The 24,776-nt window shown below is 70.2% G+C and carries 22 protein-coding genes; 10 read left to right on the top strand and 12 right to left on the bottom strand.

The window, feature by feature from the left end:
• Positions 1 to 3 precede the first annotated feature (3 nt).
• From ABZT93_RS00970 to ABZT93_RS00930, 9 genes are read right to left on the bottom strand one after another with little or no spacing between them, the layout of a single operon-like run.
• On the bottom strand, positions 4 to 1,578 hold the full coding sequence (locus ABZT93_RS00970) for an NADH-quinone oxidoreductase subunit M (protein WP_356097023.1): 1,575 nt from the start codon (positions 1,576 to 1,578) through the stop codon (positions 4 to 6).
• Between the two features lie 6 nt (positions 1,579 to 1,584).
• Positions 1,585 to 3,579: an NADH-quinone oxidoreductase subunit L gene (locus tag ABZT93_RS00965; protein WP_356097021.1), complete on the bottom strand. Its 1,995-nt coding sequence runs from the start codon at positions 3,577 to 3,579 to the stop codon at positions 1,585 to 1,587.
• Positions 3,576 to 4,001 (bottom strand): NADH-quinone oxidoreductase subunit NuoK, encoded by a 426-nt coding sequence (gene nuoK / locus ABZT93_RS00960; protein WP_356097018.1) that lies wholly within the window; start codon positions 3,999 to 4,001, stop codon positions 3,576 to 3,578. The genes ABZT93_RS00965 and nuoK overlap by 4 nt, the downstream gene beginning before the upstream one ends.
• The gene (locus tag ABZT93_RS00955) at positions 4,001 to 4,711 is read right to left on the bottom strand and encodes an NADH-quinone oxidoreductase subunit J (RefSeq protein ID WP_356097015.1); all 711 of its coding nucleotides are present in this window, start codon (positions 4,709 to 4,711) and stop codon (positions 4,001 to 4,003) included. The genes nuoK and ABZT93_RS00955 overlap by 1 nt, the downstream gene beginning before the upstream one ends.
• Positions 4,708 to 5,277: an NADH-quinone oxidoreductase subunit I gene (locus tag ABZT93_RS00950; RefSeq protein ID WP_356097013.1), complete on the bottom strand. Its 570-nt coding sequence runs from the start codon at positions 5,275 to 5,277 to the stop codon at positions 4,708 to 4,710. Before ABZT93_RS00950 ends, ABZT93_RS00955 begins: the two co-directional genes overlap by 4 nt.
• 2 nt (positions 5,278 to 5,279) lie before the next feature.
• A complete protein-coding gene (locus ABZT93_RS00945) occupies positions 5,280 to 6,248 on the bottom strand; it encodes a complex I subunit 1 family protein (RefSeq protein WP_356097010.1) in 969 nt (322 codons plus the stop codon).
• Positions 6,245 to 8,350: an NADH-quinone oxidoreductase subunit C gene (locus tag ABZT93_RS00940; protein ID WP_356097007.1), complete on the bottom strand. Its 2,106-nt coding sequence runs from the start codon at positions 8,348 to 8,350 to the stop codon at positions 6,245 to 6,247. Before ABZT93_RS00940 ends, ABZT93_RS00945 begins: the two co-directional genes overlap by 4 nt.
• Positions 8,347 to 8,997, bottom strand: coding sequence for an NADH-quinone oxidoreductase subunit B family protein (locus tag ABZT93_RS00935; RefSeq protein WP_356097005.1), 651 nt, complete (start codon positions 8,995 to 8,997; stop codon positions 8,347 to 8,349). Before ABZT93_RS00935 ends, ABZT93_RS00940 begins: the two co-directional genes overlap by 4 nt.
• A complete protein-coding gene (locus ABZT93_RS00930; protein ID WP_057607955.1) occupies positions 8,988 to 9,410 on the bottom strand; it encodes an NADH-quinone oxidoreductase subunit A in 423 nt (140 codons plus the stop codon). Before ABZT93_RS00930 ends, ABZT93_RS00935 begins: the two co-directional genes overlap by 10 nt.
• Before the next feature lie 221 nt (positions 9,411 to 9,631).
• On the opposite strand from ABZT93_RS00930, the gene ABZT93_RS00925 reads away from it, so the two are divergent.
• The 6 genes from ABZT93_RS00925 to ABZT93_RS00900 all read left to right on the top strand — a co-directional run bounded on the left by ABZT93_RS00925 (position 9,632) and on the right by ABZT93_RS00900 (position 17,445).
• Entirely contained in the window at positions 9,632 to 10,855 is a 1,224-nt protein-coding gene (locus tag ABZT93_RS00925) for a sensor domain-containing protein (protein ID WP_356097001.1), read from the top strand.
• 112 nt (positions 10,856 to 10,967) lie between these two features.
• The gene (locus tag ABZT93_RS00920; RefSeq protein WP_356096998.1) at positions 10,968 to 12,311 is read left to right on the top strand and encodes a sensor domain-containing protein; all 1,344 of its coding nucleotides are present in this window, start codon (positions 10,968 to 10,970) and stop codon (positions 12,309 to 12,311) included.
• 730 nt (positions 12,312 to 13,041) lie between these two features.
• Positions 13,042 to 13,701, top strand: coding sequence for a response regulator transcription factor (locus tag ABZT93_RS00915; RefSeq protein WP_329272971.1), 660 nt, complete (start codon positions 13,042 to 13,044; stop codon positions 13,699 to 13,701).
• 274 nt (positions 13,702 to 13,975) lie between these two features.
• Positions 13,976 to 15,904 carry a 2-oxoacid:acceptor oxidoreductase subunit alpha gene (locus tag ABZT93_RS00910; RefSeq protein ID WP_356096995.1) on the top strand — a complete coding sequence of 643 codons (1,929 nt, stop codon included), beginning with the start codon at positions 13,976 to 13,978 and terminating at the stop codon, positions 15,902 to 15,904.
• A complete protein-coding gene (locus tag ABZT93_RS00905) occupies positions 15,897 to 16,976 on the top strand; it encodes a 2-oxoacid:ferredoxin oxidoreductase subunit beta (protein ID WP_356096992.1) in 1,080 nt (359 codons plus the stop codon). Before ABZT93_RS00910 ends, ABZT93_RS00905 begins: the two co-directional genes overlap by 8 nt.
• A 211-nt stretch (positions 16,977 to 17,187) precedes the next feature.
• A complete protein-coding gene (locus ABZT93_RS00900) occupies positions 17,188 to 17,445 on the top strand; it encodes a hypothetical protein (protein ID WP_356096989.1) in 258 nt (85 codons plus the stop codon).
• A gap of 42 nt (positions 17,446 to 17,487) precedes the next feature.
• Here ABZT93_RS00900 and ABZT93_RS00895 read toward each other — a convergent pair whose 3' ends face one another.
• Together ABZT93_RS00895 and ABZT93_RS00890 are read right to left on the bottom strand one after the other, a co-directional pair.
• Positions 17,488 to 18,054: a DUF6082 family protein gene (locus ABZT93_RS00895; RefSeq protein ID WP_356096986.1), complete on the bottom strand. Its 567-nt coding sequence runs from the start codon at positions 18,052 to 18,054 to the stop codon at positions 17,488 to 17,490.
• A gap of 228 nt (positions 18,055 to 18,282) precedes the next feature.
• A complete protein-coding gene (locus ABZT93_RS00890; RefSeq protein WP_356096983.1) occupies positions 18,283 to 18,684 on the bottom strand; it encodes a helix-turn-helix domain-containing protein in 402 nt (133 codons plus the stop codon).
• Positions 18,685 to 18,775: 91 nt separating this feature from the next.
• Here ABZT93_RS00890 and ABZT93_RS00885 point away from each other — a divergent pair, with 91 nt between their 5' ends.
• The 4 genes from ABZT93_RS00885 (at position 18,776) to ABZT93_RS00870 (ending at position 22,968) form a co-directional block, all read left to right on the top strand.
• Positions 18,776 to 19,630, top strand: coding sequence for an SDR family oxidoreductase (locus ABZT93_RS00885; protein ID WP_356096981.1), 855 nt, complete (start codon positions 18,776 to 18,778; stop codon positions 19,628 to 19,630).
• 195 nt (positions 19,631 to 19,825) lie between these two features.
• Positions 19,826 to 20,776 (top strand): EamA family transporter RarD, encoded by a 951-nt coding sequence (gene rarD, locus ABZT93_RS00880; protein WP_356098380.1) that lies wholly within the window; start codon positions 19,826 to 19,828, stop codon positions 20,774 to 20,776.
• Positions 20,777 to 21,326: 550 nt separating this feature from the next.
• Positions 21,327 to 21,779 carry a VOC family protein gene (locus ABZT93_RS00875; RefSeq protein WP_356096978.1) on the top strand — a complete coding sequence of 151 codons (453 nt, stop codon included), beginning with the start codon at positions 21,327 to 21,329 and terminating at the stop codon, positions 21,777 to 21,779.
• Between the two features lie 238 nt (positions 21,780 to 22,017).
• The gene (locus ABZT93_RS00870; RefSeq protein WP_356096975.1) at positions 22,018 to 22,968 is read left to right on the top strand and encodes a M28 family metallopeptidase; all 951 of its coding nucleotides are present in this window, start codon (positions 22,018 to 22,020) and stop codon (positions 22,966 to 22,968) included.
• 15 nt (positions 22,969 to 22,983) lie between these two features.
• Here the strand turns inward: ABZT93_RS00870 and ABZT93_RS00865 are convergent, their stop codons facing one another.
• Positions 22,984 to 24,756 carry a hypothetical protein gene (locus ABZT93_RS00865; RefSeq protein ID WP_356096973.1) on the bottom strand — a complete coding sequence of 591 codons (1,773 nt, stop codon included), beginning with the start codon at positions 24,754 to 24,756 and terminating at the stop codon, positions 22,984 to 22,986.
• Positions 24,757 to 24,776: the final 20 nt, after the last annotated feature.

Here is a 24,776-nt window from a genome sequence, read left to right as displayed (position 1 = left end):
TGCTCATCGGTTGCCTCCTGCGAGGAGCTGCTGGACGGCCGGGTCGGTGAGGCCGAGGAGGGCCTTCGGCCACAGGCCCGCCACGACGGTGAGGGCGACGAGGGGCGTCCAGGCCGCGAACTCGTACGCGTGGACGTCGGCAAGTCGTGGGGCGTCCTGGGGCAGGGCGCCCATGCAGACACGACGGACCACGACCAGCATGTACGCGGCCGTCAGGAGGGTGCCGAACGCGCCGATCGCCATGAAGGTGAGGAAGGCGGGGCGGCTGAGGCCGTCCGCGGGATTGAAGGCTCCGAAGAGTGACAGCATCTCGCCCCAGAATCCGGCGAGGCCGGGCAGGCCGAGCGAGGCGACCGCGCCGAAGGCCAGCAGGCCGCCGAGGCGGGGGGCCTTGCCGTACAGGGCGGCGCCGGTCTCCTCGGCCAGGGTGTCGAGGTCGGTGGTGCCGGTGCGGTCCTTCAGGGCGCCGACCAGGAAGAACAGGAGGCCGGTGATGAGGCCGTGGGCGATGTTGGCGAACAGGGCGCCGTTCACGCCTGTCGGGGTCATGGTGGCGATGCCGAGCAGGACGAAGCCCATGTGGCCGACGGAGGAGTAGGCGATGAGGCGTTTGAGGTCGCCCTTCGCGCCCCGCTTGGCGAGGGCGAGGCAGGCCAGTGATCCGTAGATGATCCCGACCACGGCGAAGGCGGCGAGACAGGGCGCGAAGTCACGGAAGCCGTCGGGCGCGATCGGCAGCAGAATCCGGACGAACCCGTACGTACCCATCTTCAGCAGGACGCCGGCCAGCAGAACCGAGCCGACGGTCGGCGCGGCGGTGTGGGCGTCGGGCAGCCAGCTGTGCAGGGGCCACATCGGGGTCTTGACCGCGAGCCCGATCCCGATCGCCAGAACGGCGATGACCTGCACGGATGTGGTCAGCGACCGGCCGTTGTCAGTGGCGAGTGCCACCATGTCGAATGTGCCCGCCTTGATCCCGATCAGGAGCAGGCCGAGCAGCATGACGACCGAGCCGAGCAGTGTGGAGAGGATGAAGCGCCAGGCGGCGGCCTGGCGGTCCGCGCCGCCCCAGCGGGCGATGAGGAAGTACATCGGGATGAGCACCGTCTCGAACGCGAGGAAGAACAGCAGCAGATCGAGGACGGCGAAGGTCGCGAGGGTGCCGGACTCCAGGACGAGCAGCAGCGCGACGAAGGCCTTCGGGGACGGGCCCGAAGGCATCTTGAAGTAGGAGTAGAGCGCGCAGAGGAAGGTCAGCAGCGCGGTCAGGACCAGAAGGGGGAGGGAGATGCCGTCGATGCCGAGGTGGATGCGCACGTCGAGTGCGGGGATCCAGCTGATGTCGGTCGTGGCCTGCATCTTCGACGGGTGGTCGTGGTCGAAGCCGAGTGCGAGGACGATCGCGGCGATGAGGATCACGCCGGTGACGGTCACGCCGTGCCGCAGTACGGCCTGGTCGGGCGACTTTCCCTTCAGCCCGGGCGGGGCGGGCAGCAGAGCCGTGACGGCACCGAGGAGCGGGCCGGCCACGACGAACGCCAGAAGGAACTGCATCACGGACTCGTTGATATCGATCACGCCTGCTCACGCTCCCGTGGCGACGAGGACGACGGCGACCGCGAGGACGACGGTGCCGGCGAGCAGCGCGCTCACATAGGTCTGGAGATTGCCGGTCTGGGCGCGTCGTACGGCGCTGCCGAGCCAGCGGGGCAGTGCTCCCGCGCCGCGGACGTAGGTCTCGACGACCTCGCGGTCCAGGAACCGGACGAGGGTGGCTCCGGCTTGGACCGGGCGGACGAAGATGGCCGTGTACAGGGCGTCCAGGTGGAAGCCGACGGCAGCGTGGCGGTGCAGGGGCCCGAGCAGCAGCCGTCCGGGGTCCGCGGGGTCGGGCGTGTAGGCCACGTCTCCGTAGGCCGGCTCGTGGGTGGCGATCGCCTCGGCCTCGACGAGGCCGGCGTCGCCCTCGGGGTGGGCGGCGACCGCGCCGAGCGGGACGCGGGCCGCGACCGTGCTGGTGTGCCGCCAGGCCGCGTAGGTGACGATGCCACCGACCAGGGCCGCGCCCGTACCGACGACGGACGTGGTGAGGGTCGGGGTGAGGTCACGGCCGTCGAACCAGTCGGGCAGCACACGGTAGGCGAACGCGCCGAGGGCGAGGGAAGGGGCCGCGAGGACCCACAGGACCACGTTCATCGTCAGCGGCTGACGGCCGTGATCGGGGGCCTCGGTACCGCGTCCGTTGAAGGCCAGCAGCCACAGGCGGGTCGCGTACGCGGCGGTGAGTACGGCCGTGAGGAGCCCGGCGACCAGGGTGATCCAGCCCGCGGCACCGGGAGCGTGTTCGGTGTGGCCGGTGGCGACGTGCTCGGCGGCACCGAGGACGGACTCCTTGGAGAAGAAACCGCTGAAGGGCGGGATCGCGGCGAGCGCGAGGAGCGCCACGGTCATCGTCCAGAAGGCGTCCGGGACGCGGGCCCGCAGGTCCTTCATGCGGGACATCGCGGCCAGTGAGTTGGTGCCGGCGGCGTGGATGATCACGCCTGCCGCGAGGAACAGCAGCGCCTTGAAGGCGCCGTGGGACAGCAGGTGGAAGACCGCGGCACCACGGTCGCCCACGGCGAGGGCACCGGTCATGTAGCCCAGCTGCCCGATCGTCGAGTAGGCGAGGACGCGCTTGATGTCGTCCTGGGCGAGCGCGGCGAGACCGGAGCCGAGCATCGTGACGGCCGCCATGACGGCGAGGACCACCATCGCGGCCTGGGAGGCCTCGAAGACCGGGAGGAGACGGGCGATGAAGTAGACACCGGCGGCGACCATCGTCGCGGCGTGGATCAGCGCGGAGACGGGCGTGGGGCCGGCCATCGCGTCGGGGAGCCAGGTGTGCAGGGGGAACTGCGCCGACTTGCCGGCCACACCCGCGAGGAGGAGCAGGGCGATCAGGGTCGGATGGTCGAGTCCGCCGTGCGCGACGGCGTCGAGGACCTTCGTGATCTGGAAGGAGCCTGCGTCGGTGGCCAGCGCGAACAGGCCGATCAGGAAGGGGACGTCACCGAGCTTGGTCACCAGGAAGGCCTTGAGGGAGGCGGCGCGGGCCTCCGGGGTCTCCCAGTAGTGGCCGACCAGGAAGTACGAGCAGATGCCCATGATCTCCCAGCCGACCAGCAGCACGATCAGGTCGCCTGAGTAGACGACGAGCAGCATCGCGGAGGTGAAGAGGGAGACGAGAGCGGCGTACGAGGGGTAGCGCGGGTCGTCGCGCAGGTAGCCCGTCGAGTAGATCTGCACGCATGTGGCGACGAAGGCGACGAGGACGGCGACGAGGGCGGCGAAGCCGTCGATGTGCAGGGCGAGTTCGATCGGGATTGAACCGGTGGGGGTGAGTTCGGTGGCGGCGTCAACCACCTGGTCGCCGCCCTGGCGTACGGCGACCACCGCGGCGAGCGCGAGGGCTGCCAGGGGAGGCACAACGGCGAGCGGGCGGACGAAGCCGGGGGCCGTGCGGCCCAGGAGCAGACCGACCGCGGCACCCAGGAAGGGAAGGAGGGGGACGAGGACGGCGAGGGTGGTCGTGGTCACGCGGTGGCCTCAGCCTTCCCGGTCCGCCCGGATCGTGCGGCCTGCTCGGCCGGACGGGCTTCGGTGTCGGAGTCATCGCGGTCGTCGAGGTCGTCAGGGTTGTGGCCCTCGGCCGAGTCGCGGAGTTTGTCGATGTCGGCGGTACCGCGGTTGCGGTGGACGGCGAGGACGATCGCGAGGCCGATGCCGATCTCGGCGGCGGCGATGGCGATGGTGAACAAGGTGAGGGCCTGGCCGGAGTGCAGGGTCTCCTCGGCGGTCCTGCTGAGCCAGACGTCGAAGGCGACCAGGTTCAGGTTGACGGCGTTGAGCATCAGCTCGACCGACATCAGGACGAGGATCGCGTTGCGGCGGGCGAGGACGCCGTAGAGGCCGGTGCAGAAGAGGAGAGCGGAGAGTACGGCGGGATAGGCGAGGTGCATCAGCGGGCGCCTTCCTGCTCGGCGGACTCGGTTGCCTTGGCGGACGCGGTTCCCTTGGCTGACTTGGTTCCCGCGACCGGCTCATTTCGCCCGATCCGGTGATTGCGGGAATCCGGGACGGATGGGGAACCACCGGTCGCAGCTCGGGAGTTCACAGGGGGAGAGCTCGACTCCGCCTTCGCCTTGCGGGACAGGACGATCGCGCCGACCAGTGCAGCGAGGAGCAGGACGGAGAGAGCCTCGAAAGGGAGGACCCAGTTCTGGAAGAGGCTCGCGCCGGTGACCTCGGTGGATCCGGCGGCGGGACCGTCCAGGTCGACCCAGGTGGTGCGGAAGGCGTCGACGACCACCCAGACCAAAGCGGCCGCCGCGGCGAGGGCCACGACGAGGGCGGCCCAACGGTTGCCGGAGTCGGCGTCCGGGGATCGGCCGATGGGGGCCCTGGTGAGCATCAGACCGAACAGAAGGAGGACGACGACGGAGCCCACATAGATGAGGACCTGAACCCAGGCGATGAACTCGGCGGTGAGCAGGAGGTATTCGACGGCGAGGCCACCGAGGGCCACCACCAGCCACAGGGCGGCGTGCACCAGCTGCTTGGTGGTGACGGTGACGATCGCGGCGCCGAAGGTGAGCAGGCCGACGAGGAGGAAGGCGATCTCGACACCGGTCGGGGAGAGGAAGCCGTGCGCCTCCTGAGCGAGGGTCACGACTCTTCCCCCTGGGGATCGGCCGGAGTGGTCGGCTCGGCCTGGGCCGCCGCCAGCTTCTCGGCGGTCTTGCGGGCGGTGACGATCTCCTTCGGTTCCTCGGCGCCGGGGTCGAGGGCCGGTGGGGCCGGGACGGTCCACATCCACTCTCGGAGCTTGTCCCGCTCGTGGGTGAGCTCGCGGATGTCGGTCTCGGCGTACTCGAACTCCGGGGACCAGAACAGGGCGTCGAAAGGACACACCTCGATGCAGATACCGCAGTACATGCAGAGGGAGAAGTCGATGGCGAAGCGGTCGAGGACGTTACGGCTGCGTTCGCGCCCACCGGGGGCCGCAGCCGGGACCGTCTCCTTGTGGGAGTCGATGTAGATGCACCAGTCGGGGCACTCACGGGCGCACAGCATGCAGACCGTGCAGTTCTCCTCGAACAGGCCGATGACCCCGCGAGTGCGGGGTGGGAGGTCGGGCTGGGCGTCAGGGTACTGCTCGGTGACGGTCTTCTTCGTCATCGTGCGCAGGGTGACGGCCAGGCCCTTGGCCAGACCCGAGCCAGGAATGGGGGCCATGGTTACTGGATCACCACCTTGACGATGCCGGTGAGGGCGATCTGGGCGAGAGAGAGGGGGACGAGAAGGGTCCAGGAAAGTTTCTGGAGCTGGTCCTCGCGCAGGCGGGGGTAGGTCACGCGGAGCCAGATGACGACGAAGGCGAGCGCGGCAGTCTTGAGGAGGGTCCAGACCCAGCCGAGGCCGTCGGCGCCCCAGGGACCGTGCCAGCCACCCAGGAAGAGGACGGTGGTCAGTCCGCTCAGAACGACGATTCCGGCGTACTCGGCGAGGAGGAACAGGGCGAAACGCAGGCCGGTGTACTCGGTGTAGGCGCCGAAGATGATCTCCGAGTCGGCGACCGGCATGTCGAAGGGAGGCCGCTGGAGTTCGGCGAGGCCTGCGACGAAGAAGACGATCGCACCGACGATCTGCCAGGGCAGCCACCACCACTCGAAGGCGTCGAGGATGCCGGGAAGGGAGACGGTTCCGGCCGCCATCGCCACCGAGGCGGCGGTGAGCAACATCGGGAGTTCGTAGGCGAGGAGCTGTGCGGCGGTGCGCAGGCCGCCGAGGAGGGAGAACTTGTTGGCGGAGGCCCAGCCGGCCATGAGGGAGCCGAGGACGCCCACGCCCATCACGGCGAGTACGAAGAACACGCCCGCGTCGATGACCTCGCCGACAGCGCCCTCACCGGGGCCGATCGGGATGGCGAGGAGGACGAGGAGGTAGGGCAGGAGGGCGACGGCGGGGGCGAGTTGGAAGACACGGCGGTCCGCGCCCGCCGGTACGACATCTTCCTTCTGAGCGAACTTCACGCCGTCCGCGACGAGTTGGGCCCAGCCGTGGAAGCCGCCGGCGTACATCGGGCCCAGGCGGCCCTGCATGTGGGCCATCACCTTGTGCTCGGTCTGACCGATGATCAGGGGGAAGGTGAGGAAGACGACGAAGACGATCAGGAGTCGCAGGGCGACGTCGAGAGCGTCATTCACTGCGGGCCTCCTGCGGGCTTGTCGGGGGTGGGGGGTTCGGGGGTGGAGGGCTTGTCCGGGGTCGGGTTGCCGGAGCTCGGGCCGGTGTCTTCGGAGCGGTCAGGGTTCTGGGAGTCCTCAGGAACGTCGGAGGTCCGGGACCGAGTCTGGGACCGCTCGGGGGCCTTGGACTCCTCGGAGGCCGGCTCCCCGGAAGGCGACGGCTCTTCCCGTACCTCGGCGCCTTCATCCCGTACCTCGGGGCCTTCAGTAGCCCGGGGCTTCGCGGTGGTCTTGCGCACCCCGGGCTCCTCAGGACGCTCGGAGGGTCCGGGGGGTCCGGAAGGTCCGGTGTCCTCGGGTGTGGGAGGCCGCTTCGGTTCCGGGTCGTCGAAGGCCGGTCGGGCGTGGTGCCATGGCGCGTCCGGGCTGCGAGGAGTCGCGGGAGGCTTCGGCGGGGCGGGGCTCGGGCTCGCCTCGTCGGTCGACGGCTCGGAGCCGGTCGCGGTGGGCCTCTGACTCGCGGAACCGCCCGAGGCGGTACGTGCCCGACGGGGCCCGGTCAAGGCACCGCCCGGCGCCGCTCCCGGAGGCTGTGCTGTGGGCGCATCAGACGCGGAGGCGTTGGACGCAGGTGTGGGCGCGTCAGGCGCCGGGGGCGTTGCCGGAGCCTCCGACTCGGGCGCGCCGCCGGCCGGCGCTGCCGAACCGGCACCGGCCTCGGTGCCGTCAGCTTCTGGTCCCGTCTGGCTGGCCGAACCCTGCGCAGCAGTACGTGTGCGCCGAGGCACCACGGTCGGCGAGGTTGCCGCAGCATCCTCCGTCGCCTCGGGCGCGGTCTGGCTCGCCGAGCCCTCGGCCGCAGTGCGCGCACGGCGTGGGCCGGTTGGGCCGGTTGGGCCGGTCCCCGCAGCCCCAGCCGCACCAGACGCCGTAGGGGCCTCCGCCTGACTTGCGGAGCCCTCGGCAGTTGTACCCGTCAGACGCGGACCGGCTCCCGACGCGTCCGCCGCAGCCGTGCTCCCAGACGTCTCCGCCTGACTCGCCGACCCCTCCGCCGCCGAACGTGCCCGACGCGGACCAGCCGCACCCGCCGCACCCGCAGCACCCGCAGCGCCCGCCGCACCTGCCGCACCTGCCGCACCAGACGTCTCCGCCTGACTCGCCGCCCCCTCCGCCGCCGAACGTGCCGGACGCGGACCAGCCGCACCCGCAGCGCCCGCCGCACCAGACGTCTCCGCCTGACTCGCCGACCCCTCCGCCGCCGAACGTGCCCGACGCGGACCAGCCGCACCTGCCGCACCCGCCGTCTCCGCCTGACTCGCCGACCCCTCCGCCGCCGAACGTGCCCGACGCGGACCAGCCGCACCCGCCGCACCCGCAGCACCCGCCGCGCCCGCCGCACCAGACGTCTCCGCCTGACTCGCCGATCCCTCCGCCGCCGAGCGGGCCCGGCGCACCGGGCGGTCGCCTGTGGCTCGGGGTGGGCGTTCTCCCGGGGTGCGGGTGGGGCGTTCTCCGGGTGTGCGGGTCGGGCGGGTGGGGGCCGGGGGGAGTTGGCCCTTGAGGGGGCCCCATTCGTTCGGGTCGGGGACTCCTGGGGGGAGCATCTGGCGGCGCTTGGGGCCGCCGTGCTCGGACTCGCCCGGTTCCTTGGCGCCGGGCCAGGCCTTGGCGACGCGGGCGGCCAGTACGAAGTCCTTGCGGAGGGGGTGGCCCTCGAAGGTTTCCGGCAGCAGGAGGTGGTCCAGGGACGGATGGCCCTCGAAGGTGACGCCGAACATTTCGTGGGTCTCGCGCTCGTGCCAGGCGGCGCCCGCGTAGATGTCGACGGCGCTGGCCAGTACCGGCGTGTCGTGGGGGATCGTCGTGCGCAGGAGCAGGCGTCGTACCGGTGAGAGGGCTGCCACGTGGGCGGCCACGCGGAAGCCGGTGCCGGGTTCGTCGACGGCGCTGAGCCAGTCGAAGTAGGTGCAGCCCAGTTCGTCGCGGGCGACGCGCAGTGCCGTGAGCCAGCTCGTGGGCGGGACGTCCACGGTCAGGACCTCGTACGACTCCTCGGCGGTGGCCTCCGGGCCGAAGAGTTCCTCGGCGGGGGCGGGGAGCCAACCGACGGCGGTCACTGCGACTCCCCCTCACCCGAAGCCGAAGCCGAAGTCGACGTCGGCGCAGGCGCAGGCGGCTTCACCAACCCGCTCTGCAGCGCAGCCGCCGACGGACGCGCAGCGGACGGCCCGTACCGCTCCTCCAGCGACTCCCGGGCGATCTTCTCCTGAAGCTTCAGGATGCCCTGGAGCAGGGCCTCGGGGCGGGGCGGGCAGCCGGGGACGTAGACGTCGACGGGGATGATCTGGTCGACGCCCTTGGTGACGGAGTAGGAGTCCCAGTACGGGCCCCCGCAGTTGCTGCACGCGCCGAAGGAGATGACGTACTTCGGCTCCGGCATCTGTTCGTACAGGCGCTTCACCGCGGGTGCCATCTTGTCCGTGACCGTGCCGGAGACGACCATCAGGTCGGCCTGGCGCGGGCCCGGGGCGAACGGGATGACGCCGAGGCGGATGAAGTCGTGGCGGGCCATCGACGCGGCGATGAACTCGATGGCGCAGCAGGCGAGACCGAAGTTGAAGACCCAGAGGGAGTACCGGCGGCCCCAGTTGAGGATCACCTTCATCGGCTCGGGGGCGAGGCGGGCGAGGGCGCCCAGCCGTTTCGGCTCCGGGAGCAGAACGGGCTCCGTGACAGCGGAGTCGACCGCAGGGTTCACGTCCATGTCAGGACACCCTTCTTGTACGCGTACAGCAGTCCCACGGCGAGGAAGCCGAGGAAGATGAACATCTCGACGAGGGTCGTCGCGCCGTAGCCGGGAGCCGCGAAGACCGTCGCCCACGGGAACAGGAAGATCGAGTCGACGGCGAAGATGACGTAGAGGAAGGCGTAGACGTAGTAGCGGACCTGGGTGTGGGCCCAGCCCTCGCCGACGGGGTCGACTCCGCACTCGTACGTCAGGAGCTTCTCGGGGGTGGGCACCACGGGTCGCAGCAGGCGGCCGGCGCCGAAGGCGACCGCGACGAACAGCACGCCGACGACGGCGAGCAGTCCGACGACCGAGTACGACTGGAAGTAGTCCGCCGCGACGACGGTCGGATCGACGACGGTTGCATCGACGACGGTCGGTTCCGGCACGTCCGCCCCTCACTCCCTGTGAGCACGCTGAACACAGTGGTCACGCTGCACACCACTGTTCGACGATCTGTACGCACGGGAGTCTAGGCCCTGATAAAGGGACGGTAAGCAGCCCGTCACCCGAGGAAAGCCATCCGAAGGGCCAGGGTGGGGTTTTCCCCAGTAAGCCGCGGCGGCCCGCCTCATGGCGCGCGGCGGTCCGGGGCGGCACGCTAGCCCATATGACCGAACGCCACTCGTCCCTGAGCCGTGCCGTGACCACCGGCAGAGACGGCGGATCCGACGACGGCCGGCCGCCGCCGGCCCGTTTCGCCTTCGACGCGCACACCTGGAAGGAGATCGCGCATCTCCTGGCGAACCTCCCGGTGTCGATTCTCGGCTTCACCTACGTCGTGACCGTGCTCTTCACCGGCTTCTGGCTGACGGTCACGGTGATCGGGCTCCCGCTGCTCGCCGCGGGTCTGCTGGGCGCGCGGCAGCTGGGCAAGCTGGAGCGGGCGCGGGCCCGTGCGCTGCTCGGGGTGCGGGTGGACGAGCCGAGCCCCCTCCCGTGGCGCGCCAAGAACGGCGGCAACGGCTTCTTCGCCCAGCTGTGGCTGGGGGTGAAGGACCCCGTGGGCTGGCGGACGGTGCTGTACGACTTCATCCGGCTGCCGTGGGGGGTGCTGACCTTCACCATCACGTTGACGTCGCTGTTCGTGCTGTGGCCGGTGCTGCCGTTCATCGCGCGGGGCCTCGCCAACGTCGACCGGGCGATGGTGCGCGGTCTGCTGTCGCCCTCCGACGAGCTGGAACGCCGTATCGCCGAACTGGAGTCGGACCGGGGGGTCGTGGTGGACGCGGCCGCGTCCGACCTGCGGCGCATCGAGCGCGATCTGCACGACGGGGCGCAGGCCCGGCTGGTCAACCTGGCCATGGGGCTCGGGCTCGCGAAGGAGAAGCTCCTGGAGGACCCGGAGTACGCGCAGGCGATGGTCGCCGAGGCGCACGGTGAGGTGAAGCTGGCGCTTCAGGAGCTGCGGGATCTGGCGCGGGGCATCCATCCCGCCGTACTGACCGACCGTGGCCTCGACGCCGCCCTCTCCTCGGTGGCCTCGCGCTGCACGGTCCCCGTGAAGGTGACCGCCGACCTCGACTCGCGGCCGGTCCAGGCGATCGAGGGGATCGCCTACTTCACCGTCTCCGAGCTGCTGCAGAACATCAGCAAGCACAGCGGGGCGCGGTCGGCGTCCGTCGACGTGTGGCGGGCGGAGAACCGGCTGCTCATCCAGGTGTGGGACGACGGCCACGGCGGTGCCCGGCTCGACGGCGGCACCGGGATGCGCGGGCTCGCGGAGCGCCTCGGCGCGGTCGACGGGCTGTTCGTCATCGACTCGCCGCCGGGCGGCCCGACGGTCGTCACGGCGGAGCTGCCGTGGCGGGACCGGGTCCCGGACCGTAGGTAGGGAAAACCCCCCTTCCAAGACGCCGACGGCCTCCATGGTCCGTTGAGCTGGGGCCCAGCAGGGTGGAGGTACGACACCACAGGCGCGGGACGAGAGAAGAAGGACGACGTCGATGGCCACGGACTACGGGTACGACAGCGGGCTCGGGTTCCCCGAGACGGTACGGCGGCAGCGGGTGCCGGCCGGGCTGCGGGCGCCGTTCGAGGGGCGGACCTGGCGGGAGTTCGGCTATGTGCTGCTGAGCCTGCCGATCAGCATCGTGATGTTCACGTACGCCGTCACGATGATCTCGCTCGGCGCGGGCCTGCTCATCACCTTCCTCGGGATTCCGGTCTTCGCGGCCGGGCTCGCCGGGTGCCGCGGGCTCGGGGCGCTGGAACGAGCGCGGGCGCGGGGGTTGCTGGGTCTCGAGGTCGGCGATCCGGAGCCGCTGCGGATGCGGACGCCCGGGTTCATGGCGTGGATCGGGGCGGTGCTCAAGAGCGGGACGTCGTGGCGGACGCTGCTGTACTCCGTACTGCACCTGCCGTGGGCGATGTTCTCGTTCGTCGTCGCGGTGAACTTCTGGGTGTACGGCTGGGCGCTGCTGACGTATCCGCTGTGGTTCTGGGTCTTCCCCGCGTACGTCGGTCAGGACGGGCTTCAGCTCTACGGTGACCAGACCCACCACATCTATCTGGACAACCCGTTCGAGATCGGCGTGACCGCGCTGGTGGGCCTGTTGTTCACGCTGGCCACGCCGTGGATCGTACGGGCGCTGACAGCGGTGGACCGGGTGATGGTGCACGGACTGCTGGGGCCGACCCGGCTGTCGGCGCGGGTGGTGGAGCTGGAGTCGGACCGGGGGGTCGTGGTGGACACGGCGGCCGCGGATCTGCGTCGGATCGAGCGGGATCTGCACGACGGTGCGCAGGCTCGGCTGGTGGCTCTGGCCATGGATCTGGGGCTGGCCAAGGAGAAGCTCACGGAGGACCCCGCCGCGGCGGCCCGGATGGTGGACGAGGCGCACGGCGAGGTGAAGACGGCGCTTCAGGAGCTGCGGGATCTGGCACGGGGCATCCATCCCGCCGTCCTGACCGACCGCGGGCTGGATGCGGCGCTGTCCTCCGTCGCCTCGCGCTGCACGGTGCCGGTGCAGGTGGAGGTGGACCTGCCGGCGCGGCCGGCGCCGGCGATCGAGGGGATCGCGTACTTCACGGTGTCCGAGCTGCTGCAGAACATCAGCAAGCACTCCCGGGCGACGTTCGCCGCGGTGGATGTGTGGCGGGTGGAGAACCGGCTCATGCTGCAGGTCGTGGACAACGGGGTGGGCGGGGCCGATGTGTCGTCCGGGTCCGGGCTCACGGGGCTGGCGGAACGGCTGGACGCGGTGGACGGGATCCTGGTGGTGGACTCACCGGTCGGGGGGCCTACGCGGGTGACGGCGGAGTTGCCTTGGCGGGGCGAAGGGGTGTGACGGGTTCTGCGTGAGCGGGCGGTAGGGGTTATTTTCGCCCCCGCCGCCCTTACCCGTCCCATCCCCAGGGGCTGCCGCCCCTTCGACCCCGCCGGGGGCTGCCGCGAGACGTCTGCGCGAGGCCGCGCCGCGACGACTCCGCCCAGGGCTCGGCCCTCTGCCCACTGAGCGGCACCTTCCGTCCCCGACCCCGCGGGAGCGCTCGGCCTGCGAAGCGCGACCGGCTTGCGGAGAGGCGTCCTGCCCGACCGACTCGCCGCCAAAAGGACGGCGCCCACACCATCCGCGAGGGGCCGGCGCACAACCGGAGTGCGGGCCCCCCAGGACATACGGCACCCCGCCCCCGGCGCCCCGCCCTCCGCCCTCCACCCTCCGCCCTCCGCCAGAGACCAGGCACCCCCACCCTCCCCAAGACACCCAACGCCCTCCGCGAGGAACCGACGACTCCTCGCCCCCGGCGCCCCCGCCCCCGCCAGAGACCAGGCACCCCCCTCCCCAAGACACCCAACGCCCTCCGCGAGAGACCGACGACTCCCCCGCCCCCGGCGCCCCCGCCTCCGCCAACCTGGCCGGATTCCGAGTGCGACCCCCCGTTTTCGCGGCTTTGTTCGTATTCCTGGTGGCCTATTCCCGTTGCCCTCGCCCACCCGCATCCGAATGCTGGAATGCTGGACTTGTTCAGCGGGCGGGCAGGCAGTGGGCTGGGGGGCCGAGAGTCGTGGAGGACAGGGTGCGGGTGGTCATCGCCGAGGATTCAGTGCTGCTGAGGGAGGGCCTGACCCGGTTGCTGACCGACCGTGGGCACGACGTCGTGGCCGGTGTGGGCGACGGGGAGGCGCTGATCAAGACCATCGGCGAGCTGGACGCCCAGGGCGAGCTGCCCGACGTCGTGGTCGCCGATGTGCGGATGCCTCCGACGCACACGGACGAGGGTGTGCGAGCCGCCGTACAACTGCGCAAGGCACATCCCGGACTCGGGGTACTCGTACTGTCGCAGTACGTGGAGGAGCGGTACGCCACCGAGCTGCTGGCCGGGTCCAGTCGCGGGGTGGGTTACCTGCTCAAGGACCGGGTCGCGGAGGTGCGTGAGTTCGTGGACGCGGTGGTGCGGGTGGCCGAGGGCGGCACCGCTCTCGACCCCGAGGTGGTCGCTCAGCTGCTGGGACGCAGCCGTAAGCAGGACGTGCTCGCCAATCTCACTCCCCGGGAGCGGGAGGTGCTGGGACTCATGGCCGAGGGGCGCACCAATTCGGCGGTCGCGCGGCAGCTCGTCGTGAGCGACGGAGCCGTGGAGAAGCACGTCAGCAACATCTTTCTGAAGCTCGGGCTGTCACCGAGCGACGGGGACCACCGGCGGGTGCTGGCGGTACTGACCTACCTGAACTCCTGATCATCTGACACCGTGTCAGATGATCAGGGCGGTGGCCGACGGGCGGGCGGATGGGCCGCCCGGGGCCGAGAACCGAACAACGACGAGGAGCGTCTTCGAGGAAAGCGCCGGGGGGCGAGCAAATGGTGACAAGTCAGGGCTTTGTAACGTCTCAAATCCACGTTCATCATGCGAATGGCCGAGGGAAGGCGAACCCTGCGGTCGTAGGGTTGATCCTGGGAAGGCCTGCGGGAAGGCCGCTCCCGAACAGCCGCCTCGAGGGAGGTCCAGTTCAGTGACCAGTCAGGTCAGCAGCCCAGCGGAGCAGGCCGACGAAACCGTCGTAGGAGAGCAGCGCAAAGAGGCCGGCGTGAAGGACGTCCGCCGCCTCGACCGGGTGATCATTCGTTTCGCGGGCGACTCCGGTGACGGGATGCAGCTCACCGGTGACCGTTTCACCTCGGAGACGGCGTCCTTCGGCAACGACCTGTCCACCCTTCCCAACTTCCCCGCCGAGATCCGGGCCCCTGCCGGAACCCTGCCAGGTGTCTCCTCCTTCCAGCTCCACTTCGCCGACCACGACATCCTCACGCCGGGTGACGCGCCCAATGTGCTCGTGGCCATGAACCCGGCGGCCCTCAAGGCCAACATCGCCGATCTGCCGCGCGGCGCGGAGATCATCGTCAACACGGACGAGTTCACCAAACGGGCGATGCAGAAAGTGGGGTACGCGGCCTCGCCGCTGGAAGATGGCTCGCTCGACGGGTACAGCCTTCATCCGGTCCCCCTGACCACGCTGACCGTCGAGGCCCTCAAGGATTTCGACCTCACTCGCAAAGAGGCCGAGCGCAGCAAGAACATGTTCGCGCTCGGCCTCTTGTCGTGGATGTACCACCGGCCCACCGAGGGCACGGAGAAGTTCCTGCGGACCAAGTTCGCGAAGAAGCCGGAGATCGCCGAGGCGAACCTGGCGGCCTACCGCGCGGGCTGGAACTTCGGCGAGACGACCGAGGACTTCGCCGTCTCCTATGAGATCGCCCCGGCCACCAAGGCCTTCCCGGTCGGTACCTACCGCAACATCTCCGGGAACCTCGCGCTGTCCTACGGACTGGTCGCCGCGTCCCGCCAGGCGGACCTGCCGTTGTTCCTGGGCTCGTACCCGATCACCCCCGCCTCGGACATCCTGCACGAGCTGAGCAAGCACAAGAACTTCGGCGTACGGACCTTCCAGGCCGAGGACGAGATCGCGGGCATCGGCGCGGCGCTGGGCGCGGCCTTCGGCGGCTCGCTGGCGGTGACGACGACCTCGGGGCCGGGTGTGGCGCTGAAGTCGGAGACCATCGGGCTGGCGGTCTCCCTGGAGCTGCCGCTCCTCGTCATCGACATCCAGAGAGGCGGCCCGTCCACCGGGCTGCCGACCAAGACCGAGCAGGCCGACCTGCTCCAGGCGATGTTCGGGCGCAACGGCGAGGCGCCGGTACCGATCGTCGCCCCCTGCACCCCGGCCGACTGCTTCGACGCGGCGCTGGAGGCGGCCCGGATCGCACTGACGTACCGCACGCCGGTGATGCTGCTGTCCGACGGCTACCTGGCCAACGGCTCCGAGCCCTGGCGGATCCCGGAGGTGGACGAACTCCCGGACCTGACCGTGCAGTTCACGCAGGGCCCGAACCACACCCTGGACGACGGCACCGAGGTCTTCTGGCCCTACAAGCGCGACCCGCAGACCCTCGCCCGCCCGTGGGCCGTCCCCGGCACGCCGGGTCTCGAACACCGCATCGGCGGCATCGAGAAGGAGGACGGGACGGGCAACATCTCCTACTCCCCGGCCAACCACGACTTCATGGTCCGTATCCGCCAGGCCAAGATCGACGGGATCGACGTACCGGACCTCGAGGTCGACGATCCGCACGAGGCACGCACGCTGGTGCTGGGCTGGGGATCGACGTACGGCCCCATCACGGCGGCGGTACGACGCCTGCGGACGGCCGGCGAGTCGATCGCGCAGGCCCATCTGCGCCACCTCAACCCCTTCCCGCGCAACCTGGGCGCGGTGCTGAAGGCGTACGACAAGGTCGTCATCCCGGAGATGAACCTCGGGCAGCTCGCCACGCTGGTGCGGGCGAAGTACCTGGTCGACGCGCACAGCTACAACCAGGTCAACGGCATGCCGTTCAAGGCCGAACAGCTCGCCACGGCTCTCAAGGAGGCCATCGATGGCTGAGACGTCCACGGAAGGCACGGGCACGATCGAGGCACTCCAGCTCGTCCCCAAGGCCGAGGCGCGCCAGAGCATGAAGGACTTCAAGAGCGACCAGGAAGTCCGCTGGTGCCCCGGCTGCGGTGACTACGCGATCCTCGCGGCGGTCCAGGGCTTCATGCCGGAGCTGGGGCTGGCCAAGGAGAACATCGTCTTCGTCTCGGGCATCGGCTGCTCGTCGCGGTTCCCGTACTACATGAACACATACGGCATGCACTCCATCCACGGGCGCGCCCCGGCGATCGCCACGGGCCTCGCGGCCTCGCGCCGGGATCTGTCGGTGTGGGTGGTCACGGGCGACGGAGACGCCCTCTCCATCGGCGGCAACCACCTGATCCACGCCCTGCGGCGCAACGTCAACCTGAAGATCCTGCTCTTCAACAACCGGATCTACGGCCTGACGAAGGGGCAGTACTCCCCCACCTCCGAGGTCGGCAAGATCACGAAGTCGACGCCGATGGGGTCGCTGGACGCGCCCTTCAACCCGGTGTCCCTCGCGCTGGGCGCGGAGGCGTCCTTCGTGGCCCGCACGGTCGACTCGGACCGCAAGCACCTCACCTCGGTCCTGCGGGAGGCGGCCGCCCACCCCGGCACCGCGCTGATCGAGATCTACCAGAACTGCAACATCTTCAACGACGGCGCCTTCGAGGCCCTCAAGGACAAGCAGCAGGCCGAGGAAGCGGTGATCCGCCTGGAACACGGGCAGCCGATCCGCTTCGGCACCGACCTGTCCAAGGGCGTGGTGCGGGACGCGGCGACGGGTGACCTGAAGGTGGTGACCGTGACGGCGGAGAACGAGGCGCAGATCCTCGTCCACGACGCGCATTCATCGTCACCTACGACGGCCTTCGCCCTGTCCCGCCTGGCCGACCCGGACACCCTTCACCACACCCCGATCGGCGTGTTCCGGTCGGTGGACCGGCCGGTGTACGACACACAGATGGCGGACCAGCTGGACGCGGCGATCGAACAGAACGGCAAGGGGGATCTGGGGGCGTTGCTGGCGGGTGGGGACACCTGGACCGTGGTGGGCTGAGCAGTAGGACACCGAAAGGGCCTGGGGCGCTCGGGCCTCAGGCCACCGGTTTGCCGGCGGTTCCTGCAACAGAGGTAATTCCCGGAGAACAGAAGCGATTCTGCGGGGCCCGGGCGACAACGAGAACTGATTCTTATGCGATGCTATGCGGGTTGTCCTGCCCTGCTTGGCTCACCGGATTTACCATTCCGGTCCTAGAGAAGGCTCCGGAGTGCCCCGCGAAATCCCCGCTCTCAGCGTTGTACGCCGTATCGGAGATCCACCCAAGCTGCGGGGCAGTCAAACCGCGCAGACTTGTCCAGACGTGTTCGAATTGAGCGATGGAAGCTTCGCAGTCATCGGCACGGAAGCAACCGAGGCGCTGACACCCCTGCTTCCCGCTGACGCGGCGCGGGCCGACTACGAGAGGATCGTCGTGATCGACCGCGAGACTCTCATCCGCGCCAAGCGGGATATTCCTGACGCGTGAGTTGCCGGAGCCGCACCCGAGCGGACGAAGCGCGACACCTCGTCATGATTGAGTTTCCCCCGGGGACGGACCCACGATCCACCACTCGTCCGGATCGTCCGCAAGCTCCTCCATCATGACGTCGACAACGGCGCCGACCCGCGCCTCGATCGAATCCGCCGGAAGACTCCTGCGATGCTCGGCCGTGTGATCCCAGTATTCGGCAAAGAGAGCATTCAGGCATAGAACGCGCAGATGGCCGATTAGTTCGTCCCAGTCGCACGCACCGACGCGGTGGGCCAGCAGCAGATTGCCGTACTGTCTGTTCGCAAAGATCATCTGGCGTCGCTTGACCTCGGAGAGGCCTGGCAGCGTGTTCGCCGCGTCAGCCAGGGACGGGTCATCCACCATCCGGTCCATCTGCATCAGGGTGAGCCGGTACTGCTGGATCAGATTTGCCCGATGAATCTCCTCGGTCATCAGCCTGAGTTGACCGAGCAGTTCCAGCAGGACGTCCTCCTGTCGTCGGCGGCGCGAGCCCCGGGTGAAGAAGGCCCGCATCAGGTCGCGTCCCGAAGCAACAGCAGAACCGATCCTGCTGCGGCGGACGGCCGGAGTCTGTGTGGCCATGTCAAGGCATCCCCCTGGATCCGGTGACCGTGCGCCGAGTGGTGGCGTGGCGGGTCGGTGCACGGTGGGCGTGGCACTCCGCATCCAGCGTGCCCGTCGACTCAAGTCGGCGTGGGAGGCGGAGAGGGGGCGCATGGGTGGACGCGTCTCGCATGTCGACCAACGCCCTGACACATGTGTGCCCCCAGGCGCCGTGCACATGCCTTCAGGCGAGCCCGCCGAGGTGCATCACTCCTGCTCAGAGCCCCTCTTTCGCGCGTCATACCCCTCCCGTGCCTCCTGCACCGCCCCCATCCGCCGCGCGGTCCACTCCGCCAGCCCACGTACCTGTTCCGCCGCCTCCCGGCCCAGGTCGGTCAGGGAGTAGTCCACCCGCGGGGGGATCACCGGCTTGGCGTCTCGGTGGACCAGTCCGTCCCGTTCCAGGGTCTGGAGGGTCTGGGTCAGCATCTTCTCGCTCACCCGGCCGATCGCCCTGCGGAGTTCACTGAAGCGGTGGGGGTGGTCCAGGAGACGCATCAGGACCAGGACGCCCCAACGGCTCGTCACGTGTTCCATGACCAGGCGGTGGGGGCACATCGCCTCGCCCGTCGCCGCCTCCGGGAAAATCTGCTCAACACTTACCGACATGCCAGTACCTTACTTCAAAGTGGGTACTTTCGCAGAGTTAGCGCATCCCCTATGGTTAGTAACACCGCACCCCACAAGGAGATCGCACATCATGAGCATCGTCGTCACCGGAGCCACCGGACACCTCGGCCGTCACGTCGTCGAGCAGCTGCTGGAGAAGGTCCCCGCGGAGCAGGTCACCGCCGTCGTCCGGACCCCGGAGAAGGCGGCCGACCTCGCGGCCAAGGGCGTGAAGATAGCGGTCGCCGACTACAACAGCCCCGAGACCTTCGACAGCGTCTTCGCGGCCGGCGACAAGGTGCTGCTGATCTCGGGCAACGAGTTCGACAAGGGCCGCCCCGCCCAGCACCAGGTCGTCATCGACGCCGCCAAGGCCGCGGGCGTGGCGCTCCTCGCGTACACCAGCGCGCCCGGCACCCTGTCCGCCGCGCTCGCCGACGACCACCGGGCCACCGAAGAGGCACTGCTGGCCTCCGGTCTGCCCTACTCGCTGCTGCGCAACGGCTGGTACAACGAGAACTACACCGAGAACCTCGCCCCCGTCCTGCAGTACAACGCGGTCGTCCAGGCCGCCGGTGACGGCCGCCTCTCCAGCGCCTCGCGCGCCGACTACGCGGCTGCCGCGGTGGCCGTGCTGACCGGCGAGGGGCACGAGAACACGACGTACGAGCTGGGCGGCGACGAGCCCTGGGGCTTCGCCGAGTACGCGGCCGAGCTGAGCCGGCAGACCGGCAAGGAGATCGCCTACAACGCCGTCCCCGTCGAGGCCTACATCGAGATCCTGACCGGTGCCGGGCTGCCCGCCCCCTTCGCCGCGATCCTCGCCGGCGTCGACGCCTCCATCGAGAAGGGCGAGCTGGTCGTCACCTCCGGTGACCTGGCCCGGCTGACCGGCCGTCCGGCCACCCCGATCGCCGCGTCGATCGAGGCCGCGCTCAAGGGCTGACATCTCCCTGCCCCTTCCCTGACAGGCCCCGGGACCTCCACCCCCGGCTGTCATGACCGTATGGCGATACGGGCATGACAGTCGGGGGTGCTCGGCGTTACCTTCGTGCAGGCGAGGACAGTGCGAGGAGGAGAGCCCGTGAAGTCGAGAGGCGAGCGGCACATAGGTCTGCTGAACGGCTTCGCCGCGTACGGGATGTGGGGGCTCGTGCCCCTGTTCTGGCCGCTGCTCAAGCCCGCCGGAGCCGCCGAGATCCTCGCCCACCGGATGGTGTGGTCGCTCGCCTTCGTGGCCGTCGCGCTCGTCGTCGTACGGCGCTGGACCTGGGCCGGTGAGCTGCTGCGGCAGCCGCGCAGGCTGGCGCTCGTCACCGTGGCCGCCGCCGTCATCACCGTGAACTGGGGCGTCTACATCTGGGCCGTCAACAGCGGTCATGTGGTCGAGGCCTCCCTCGGGTACTTCATCAATCCGCTGGTCACCATCGCGATGGGTGTGCTGCTGCTCAAGGAGCGACTGCGGCGGGTGCAGTGGCTGGCGGTCGGGATCGGCGCCGCCGCGGTGGTCGTCCTCACCGTCGGGTACGGGCAGCCGCCGTGGATCTCCCTCACGCTCGCCTTCTCCTTCGCCACGTACGGCCTCGTCAAGAAGAAGGTGAACCTCGGGGGCGTGGAGTCGCTGGCCGCCGAGACCGCGATCCAGTTCCTGCCCGCGCTCGGATATCTGCTGTGGCTGAGCGGCCGGGGCGACCTCAGCTTCGCCTCCGAGGGCCCCGGCCACGCGGCGCTGCTCGCCTCGACCGGCATCGTCACCGCGCTCCCCCTGGTCTGCTTCGGCGCCGCGGCGATCCGCGTGCCGCTGTCCACGCTGGGGCTGCTGCAGTACCTGGCGCCGGTCTTCCAGTTCCTGCTCGGCATCTTCTACTTCCACGAGGCCATGCCGCCCGAGCGCTGGGCCGGGTTCGCGCTGGTCTGGCTGGCGTTGACGCTGCTCACCTGGGACGCCCTGCGCACCGCGCGAACGCTCAGGAGGGAGATCGGCAGGCCCGGCGGCATCACCATGACCACGGGCACCGTCAACGCCGCACGGAAGGCGGAGAGCCTGGCTTCGGCCCCGGAACCGCTGGACTCCCCCGCCGCCAGGCCGTAGACGGCCGTCACCGCCGCGATCCCGCGCGCCGAGCCGAACCAGGTGCCGGGTACCGGGTGCTGAGTACCGGGTACCGGGTCCCCGTGTGCGGCAGCCCGCCCGCGTGGGCCTGTTCGGGCTCGGCGCGCACCGGCGAGGCGGACGGTGCGCTTGTCGTACAGCGCGGGTGGAGTACGACCGACCGTTGCCGCGAACGGCCGAACAGCCTTGGGCGTACTGGCCCCCGGCGTACTCAACCCCGGGGCAGTGACACGCACCCTGTGCGTGGTCCGGTCCCGGGAGGCCCCCCGCGGCGGAGGCCGCTGATGGACGCAGCCCTGCGCGACCCGGCCAGGTGGATACGGCCAATGGCCGCGGGGAGGCCCCGGACCATCTCTCTGGTGGAGTGGGGCCCCGCACGCCGGCACCGTACCCGGCGTGCCAGATCGCACGATCACGGTCACGTCAACCCGGTCGGCGTACGTCCGACGGGTGGACGACGGGCGGACCACAGGCGGCCAAGGTGATGTGAGCGGGGCCGCTGTCAGTGGTCGCCGCTATAAGTGACGGTATGACACCCGTGCACTGGAAAGTCGTGATCGACGCCGAGGACCCGCACGCCCAGGCCGACTTCTGGGCCGCGGCACTGCACTACGAGACCGAGGACAACGACGCCCTCGTCCAGCGGCTGCTGGAGCTCGGGGCGCTGCCGCGCGAGGCGACCGTCGAGTACCACGCCCGTCTGGCCTTCCGGGACCTGGTCGCCGTACGGCATCCGGACGACCCGTACGACAAGGACAGCGGGACGGGGCTCGGGCGGCGGCTGCTGTTCCAGCGCGTACCGGAGCCGAAGACGGTCAAGAACCGGCTCCATCTCGACCTGCACCCCGGGGAGGGCAGACGCTCGGACGAGGTGGAGAGACTGACCGGGCTCGGGGCGAGCGTGCTGCGTGAGGTGAGCGAACCGTCGGGGGCGTGGGTGGTGATGGCGGATCCGGAAGGGAACGAATTCTGCGTCCACTGATCCTGGCTGCCGCCCAGCCGATCTCCGGCCGATCTCCGGCTGATCCCCCTTTGGTCGCCCTCGATCGCCGGTTGATCCCTTTTGGTCGCCGGCTGTTCCTCTGCGGTCCGGTATGCGAACACCCCTGACCGGATTCCGCCCTTGACGGAGAGTCAACCTCAGCTTCACCATCCAGGCACCCATTCGCTGTGGAATCCCTGTGACTTCAGGGGTTCCCACGGAATTCGGAGCCCCCCACATGAAGCTCTCGGTTCCCGGACGCGTCACGGCCACCGCCGTCGTCGCCACCGTCTCCCTCCTGGCCGGCGGATCCATAGCCGGCGCGGCCCCCGCGGGACAGCCCGCGGTGGCCGCGGCCCCGGACATCCCGGTGGCCAACGTGAAGGCGCATCTGACCCAGCTCCAGTCCATCGCCACCGCCAACGGCGGCAACCGCGCGCACGGCCGGACCGGCTACAAGGCCTCGCTCGACTATGTGAAGGCCAAGCTGGACGCCGCCGGGTTCACCACGACGGTCCAGCAGTTCACGTCCTCCGGCCGCACCGGCTACAACCTGGTCGCCGACTGGCCGGGCGGCGACACCAACCAGGTGATCATGTCCGGCTCGCATCTCGACAGCGTGACGGCGGGCGCGGGCATCAACGACAACGGCTCCGGTTCGGCGGCCGTCCTGGAGACCGCGCTCGCGGTGTCCAGGGCCGGTTACCAACCCACCAAGCACCTGAGATTCGCCTGGTGGGGCGCGGAGGAGCTGGGCATGGTCGGCTCCCGCTACTACGTCAACAGCCTCTCCACCGCGAACCGTTCACGGATCAGCGGTTACCTCAACTTCGACATGATCGGCTCGCCGAACCCCGGCTACTTCGTCTACGACGACGACCCGGCCATCGAGAAGACCTTCAAGGCGTACTACGCCGGCCTCGGTGTCCCGACCGAGATCGAGACCGAGGGCGACGGCCGCTCCGACCACGCGCCGTTCAAGAACGCGGGCGTGCCGGTGGGCGGGCTGTTCAGCGGCGCCGACTACGTCAAGACGGCGGCGCAGGCGGCCAAGTGGGGCGGCACCTCGGGGCTGGCCTTCGACCGCTGCTACCACTCGTCGTGCGACACCACGGCCAACATCAACGACACGGCCCTGGACCGCAACAGCGACGCGGTGGCGTACGCGGTGTGGGAGCTGTCGCAGTAACGGGCCCTCTCCGTACTACTGGTCGGCGTTCCGGGCGCGTTCCGCGAGGCGGAGCATCCGGGCGCGGGCCGACTCCAGCTTGTCGGGGTCCTCGGCCGCCGGGCCCTCTCCGGCGGCCAGGTCCGTCCACAGGGTGAGCAGATCGCGCCCGAGGGCCAGGCCCCGCAGCGGGTCCCGTACGGCCTTCCACGCGGTGGCCGCGCTCTGTACGTTGCCGTAGGCCGCCTCGGCGTCCCCGGCGCGGTGGTGGATGTCGGCCAGGTCGAGGGAGATCTCCGCGGCCTGGACCGGCTCGCCCCCCAAGTAGGCGATGTAGGCGGCGAGTTCACGTACCCGCAGCACGTCGGGATGTTCTGCGCCCAAGGTCTCGGACGCCTCCCCGACGACCCGCTCCGCCAACTCGGCGGCCACGTCTGTCCGCCCCTCCCGCACGGCCTCGCTGATCCGCTCGACCGGCTCCGCGAGCACCGCGCTCTCGTCGACCACCAGTCCCTCCCCCAGAACCGCTTCCGCCACGGCGTCGAACCCACGCACGGGCGTCGGCTTGGGACCGGGATCGTCCAGGAGGGGGACGGGGTCGATGAAGGGGGCGGCGGCCCGCGGGGCGGGCGAGGCCGACGGAAGCGGCTGGGGCACGACGGCGGCGAAACCGGCCGTGGGCACGGGGATGGGCTCGGGAACGGGTCCGGGGCCTGGTTGAGATCGGGGGGTCGGTGCGGTCGCCTCCGACGGCGGGGTGGGGTGAACCGGGCCCGACTGCGGCGCGATCGGCGTCGTGGCAGCGCCGGGCTGCGGCAAGGGCCTGGAGGTATGGGCCAGGTCCGTCAGTGCGATGGCATCCGGCGCCGAGGCAGAAGTGTGCACCGGGCCCGACTGCGGCGCGGTCGGCGTCGTGGCAGCGCCGGGCTGCGGCAAGGGCCTGGACGTGTGGGCCAGGTCCGTCAGTGCGATGGCGTCCGGCGCCGGGGCAGAAGTGTGCACCGGGCCCGACTGCGGCTGGCCAGGGATACGAGGAGGACCGGACTGCGGCGCGGACGGCGTCGAGGCGGGGCCGGGCTCCGGCAGGGGACTGGATGTGTAGGCGAGGTCGGTCGGCGACAGCGGGGCCGGGGTGGTGGCCGGGCTCGCGTCCATCACGGGTGGCGGGCCGAACTCCCCCGTCGGAGGTACGGCCGTCCCCGGGGCCTGAAGCGGAGCCGAGCCGGTGGGCTGAGGGTTCGGCAGCTGTCGTAGGACCTGGGTCGGGAACGCTTCGGCGTCGGCCGGCTGCGGCTCGGGCAGGTCCTGCGACCGGAAGGTGGGGGCAGGGCCCCGCTCGTCGAGCGCCTGCAGGAGCTGCGTGGCCCCCTCGGGCGGGGCGGAGGCCGCGGGCGGCCAGGGCGTCTCCGCCGACTCCTCGCCCGCGTCGGACGGCAGCGGCCAGTCCCCCTGCTCAGGCGTTGGCGCCGGGGACGCTCCCTGCTCGGCGGCGCGGTTCCGCGACCCCCCCTCCGGCGGAGCCATCCGTACCGGCTCCGCGGTGAAGCGGCTGGCGCCGTCCGTGGCGACTTCCAGCGGGACCACATAGCCGATGCGGGCGTCGTGGATCGTGGCGTGGACGGGGTGGCCGCTGGTGCGGGCGAGGTGGTGAAGGTGGGTCAGGACGGTCTGATGGAGTTCCTCGCCGGGCGGCGCGGTGACCGGTGTCCCGGCCACGGTCGCGGACTCACCCGTCAGGGGGACGCGGACGTCTATCGGGGTCGCCCCCCTCTGCTGGTCCCGCTTCTTTTCTCGGCTGAGTCGAGGCATCTCATCCCTCACGGTCGTGC

The organism is Streptomyces sp. NPDC005303, from assembly GCF_040607335.1.
Taxonomy (GTDB): Bacteria; Actinomycetota; Actinomycetes; order Streptomycetales; family Streptomycetaceae; genus Streptomyces.
The sequence above is the reverse complement of the archived record's forward strand: the minus strand, read 5'-3'. Positions and strand labels throughout refer to the sequence as shown.

Bases quoted from the DNA above. Each gene is read 5' to 3' on its own strand.
- nuoK (WP_356097018.1), bottom strand. From the start codon at position 4,001: ATGCACCTCGCCTATCCCGCCGTACTCTCCGCTCTCCTCTTCTGCACC.
- ABZT93_RS00950 (WP_356097013.1), bottom strand. From the start codon at position 5,277: ATGGCCCCCATTCCTGGCTCGGGTCTGGCCAAGGGCCTGGCCGTCACC.
- ABZT93_RS00935 (WP_356097005.1), bottom strand. From the start codon at position 8,997: ATGGACGTGAACCCTGCGGTCGACTCCGCTGTCACGGAGCCCGTTCTG.
- ABZT93_RS00925 (WP_356097001.1), top strand. From the start codon at position 9,632: ATGACCGAACGCCACTCGTCCCTGAGCCGTGCCGTGACCACCGGCAGA.
- ABZT93_RS00920 (WP_356096998.1), top strand. From the start codon at position 10,968: ATGGCCACGGACTACGGGTACGACAGCGGGCTCGGGTTCCCCGAGACG.
- ABZT93_RS00905 (WP_356096992.1), top strand. From the start codon at position 15,897: ATGGCTGAGACGTCCACGGAAGGCACGGGCACGATCGAGGCACTCCAG.
- ABZT93_RS00895 (WP_356096986.1), bottom strand. From the start codon at position 18,054: ATGGCCACACAGACTCCGGCCGTCCGCCGCAGCAGGATCGGTTCTGCT.
- ABZT93_RS00890 (WP_356096983.1), bottom strand. From the start codon at position 18,684: ATGTCGGTAAGTGTTGAGCAGATTTTCCCGGAGGCGGCGACGGGCGAG.
- ABZT93_RS00885 (WP_356096981.1), top strand. From the start codon at position 18,776: ATGAGCATCGTCGTCACCGGAGCCACCGGACACCTCGGCCGTCACGTC.
- rarD (WP_356098380.1), top strand. From the start codon at position 19,826: ATGTGGGGGCTCGTGCCCCTGTTCTGGCCGCTGCTCAAGCCCGCCGGA.
- ABZT93_RS00875 (WP_356096978.1), top strand. From the start codon at position 21,327: ATGACACCCGTGCACTGGAAAGTCGTGATCGACGCCGAGGACCCGCAC.
- ABZT93_RS00870 (WP_356096975.1), top strand. From the start codon at position 22,018: ATGAAGCTCTCGGTTCCCGGACGCGTCACGGCCACCGCCGTCGTCGCC.
- ABZT93_RS00865 (WP_356096973.1), bottom strand. From the start codon at position 24,756: ATGCCTCGACTCAGCCGAGAAAAGAAGCGGGACCAGCAGAGGGGGGCG.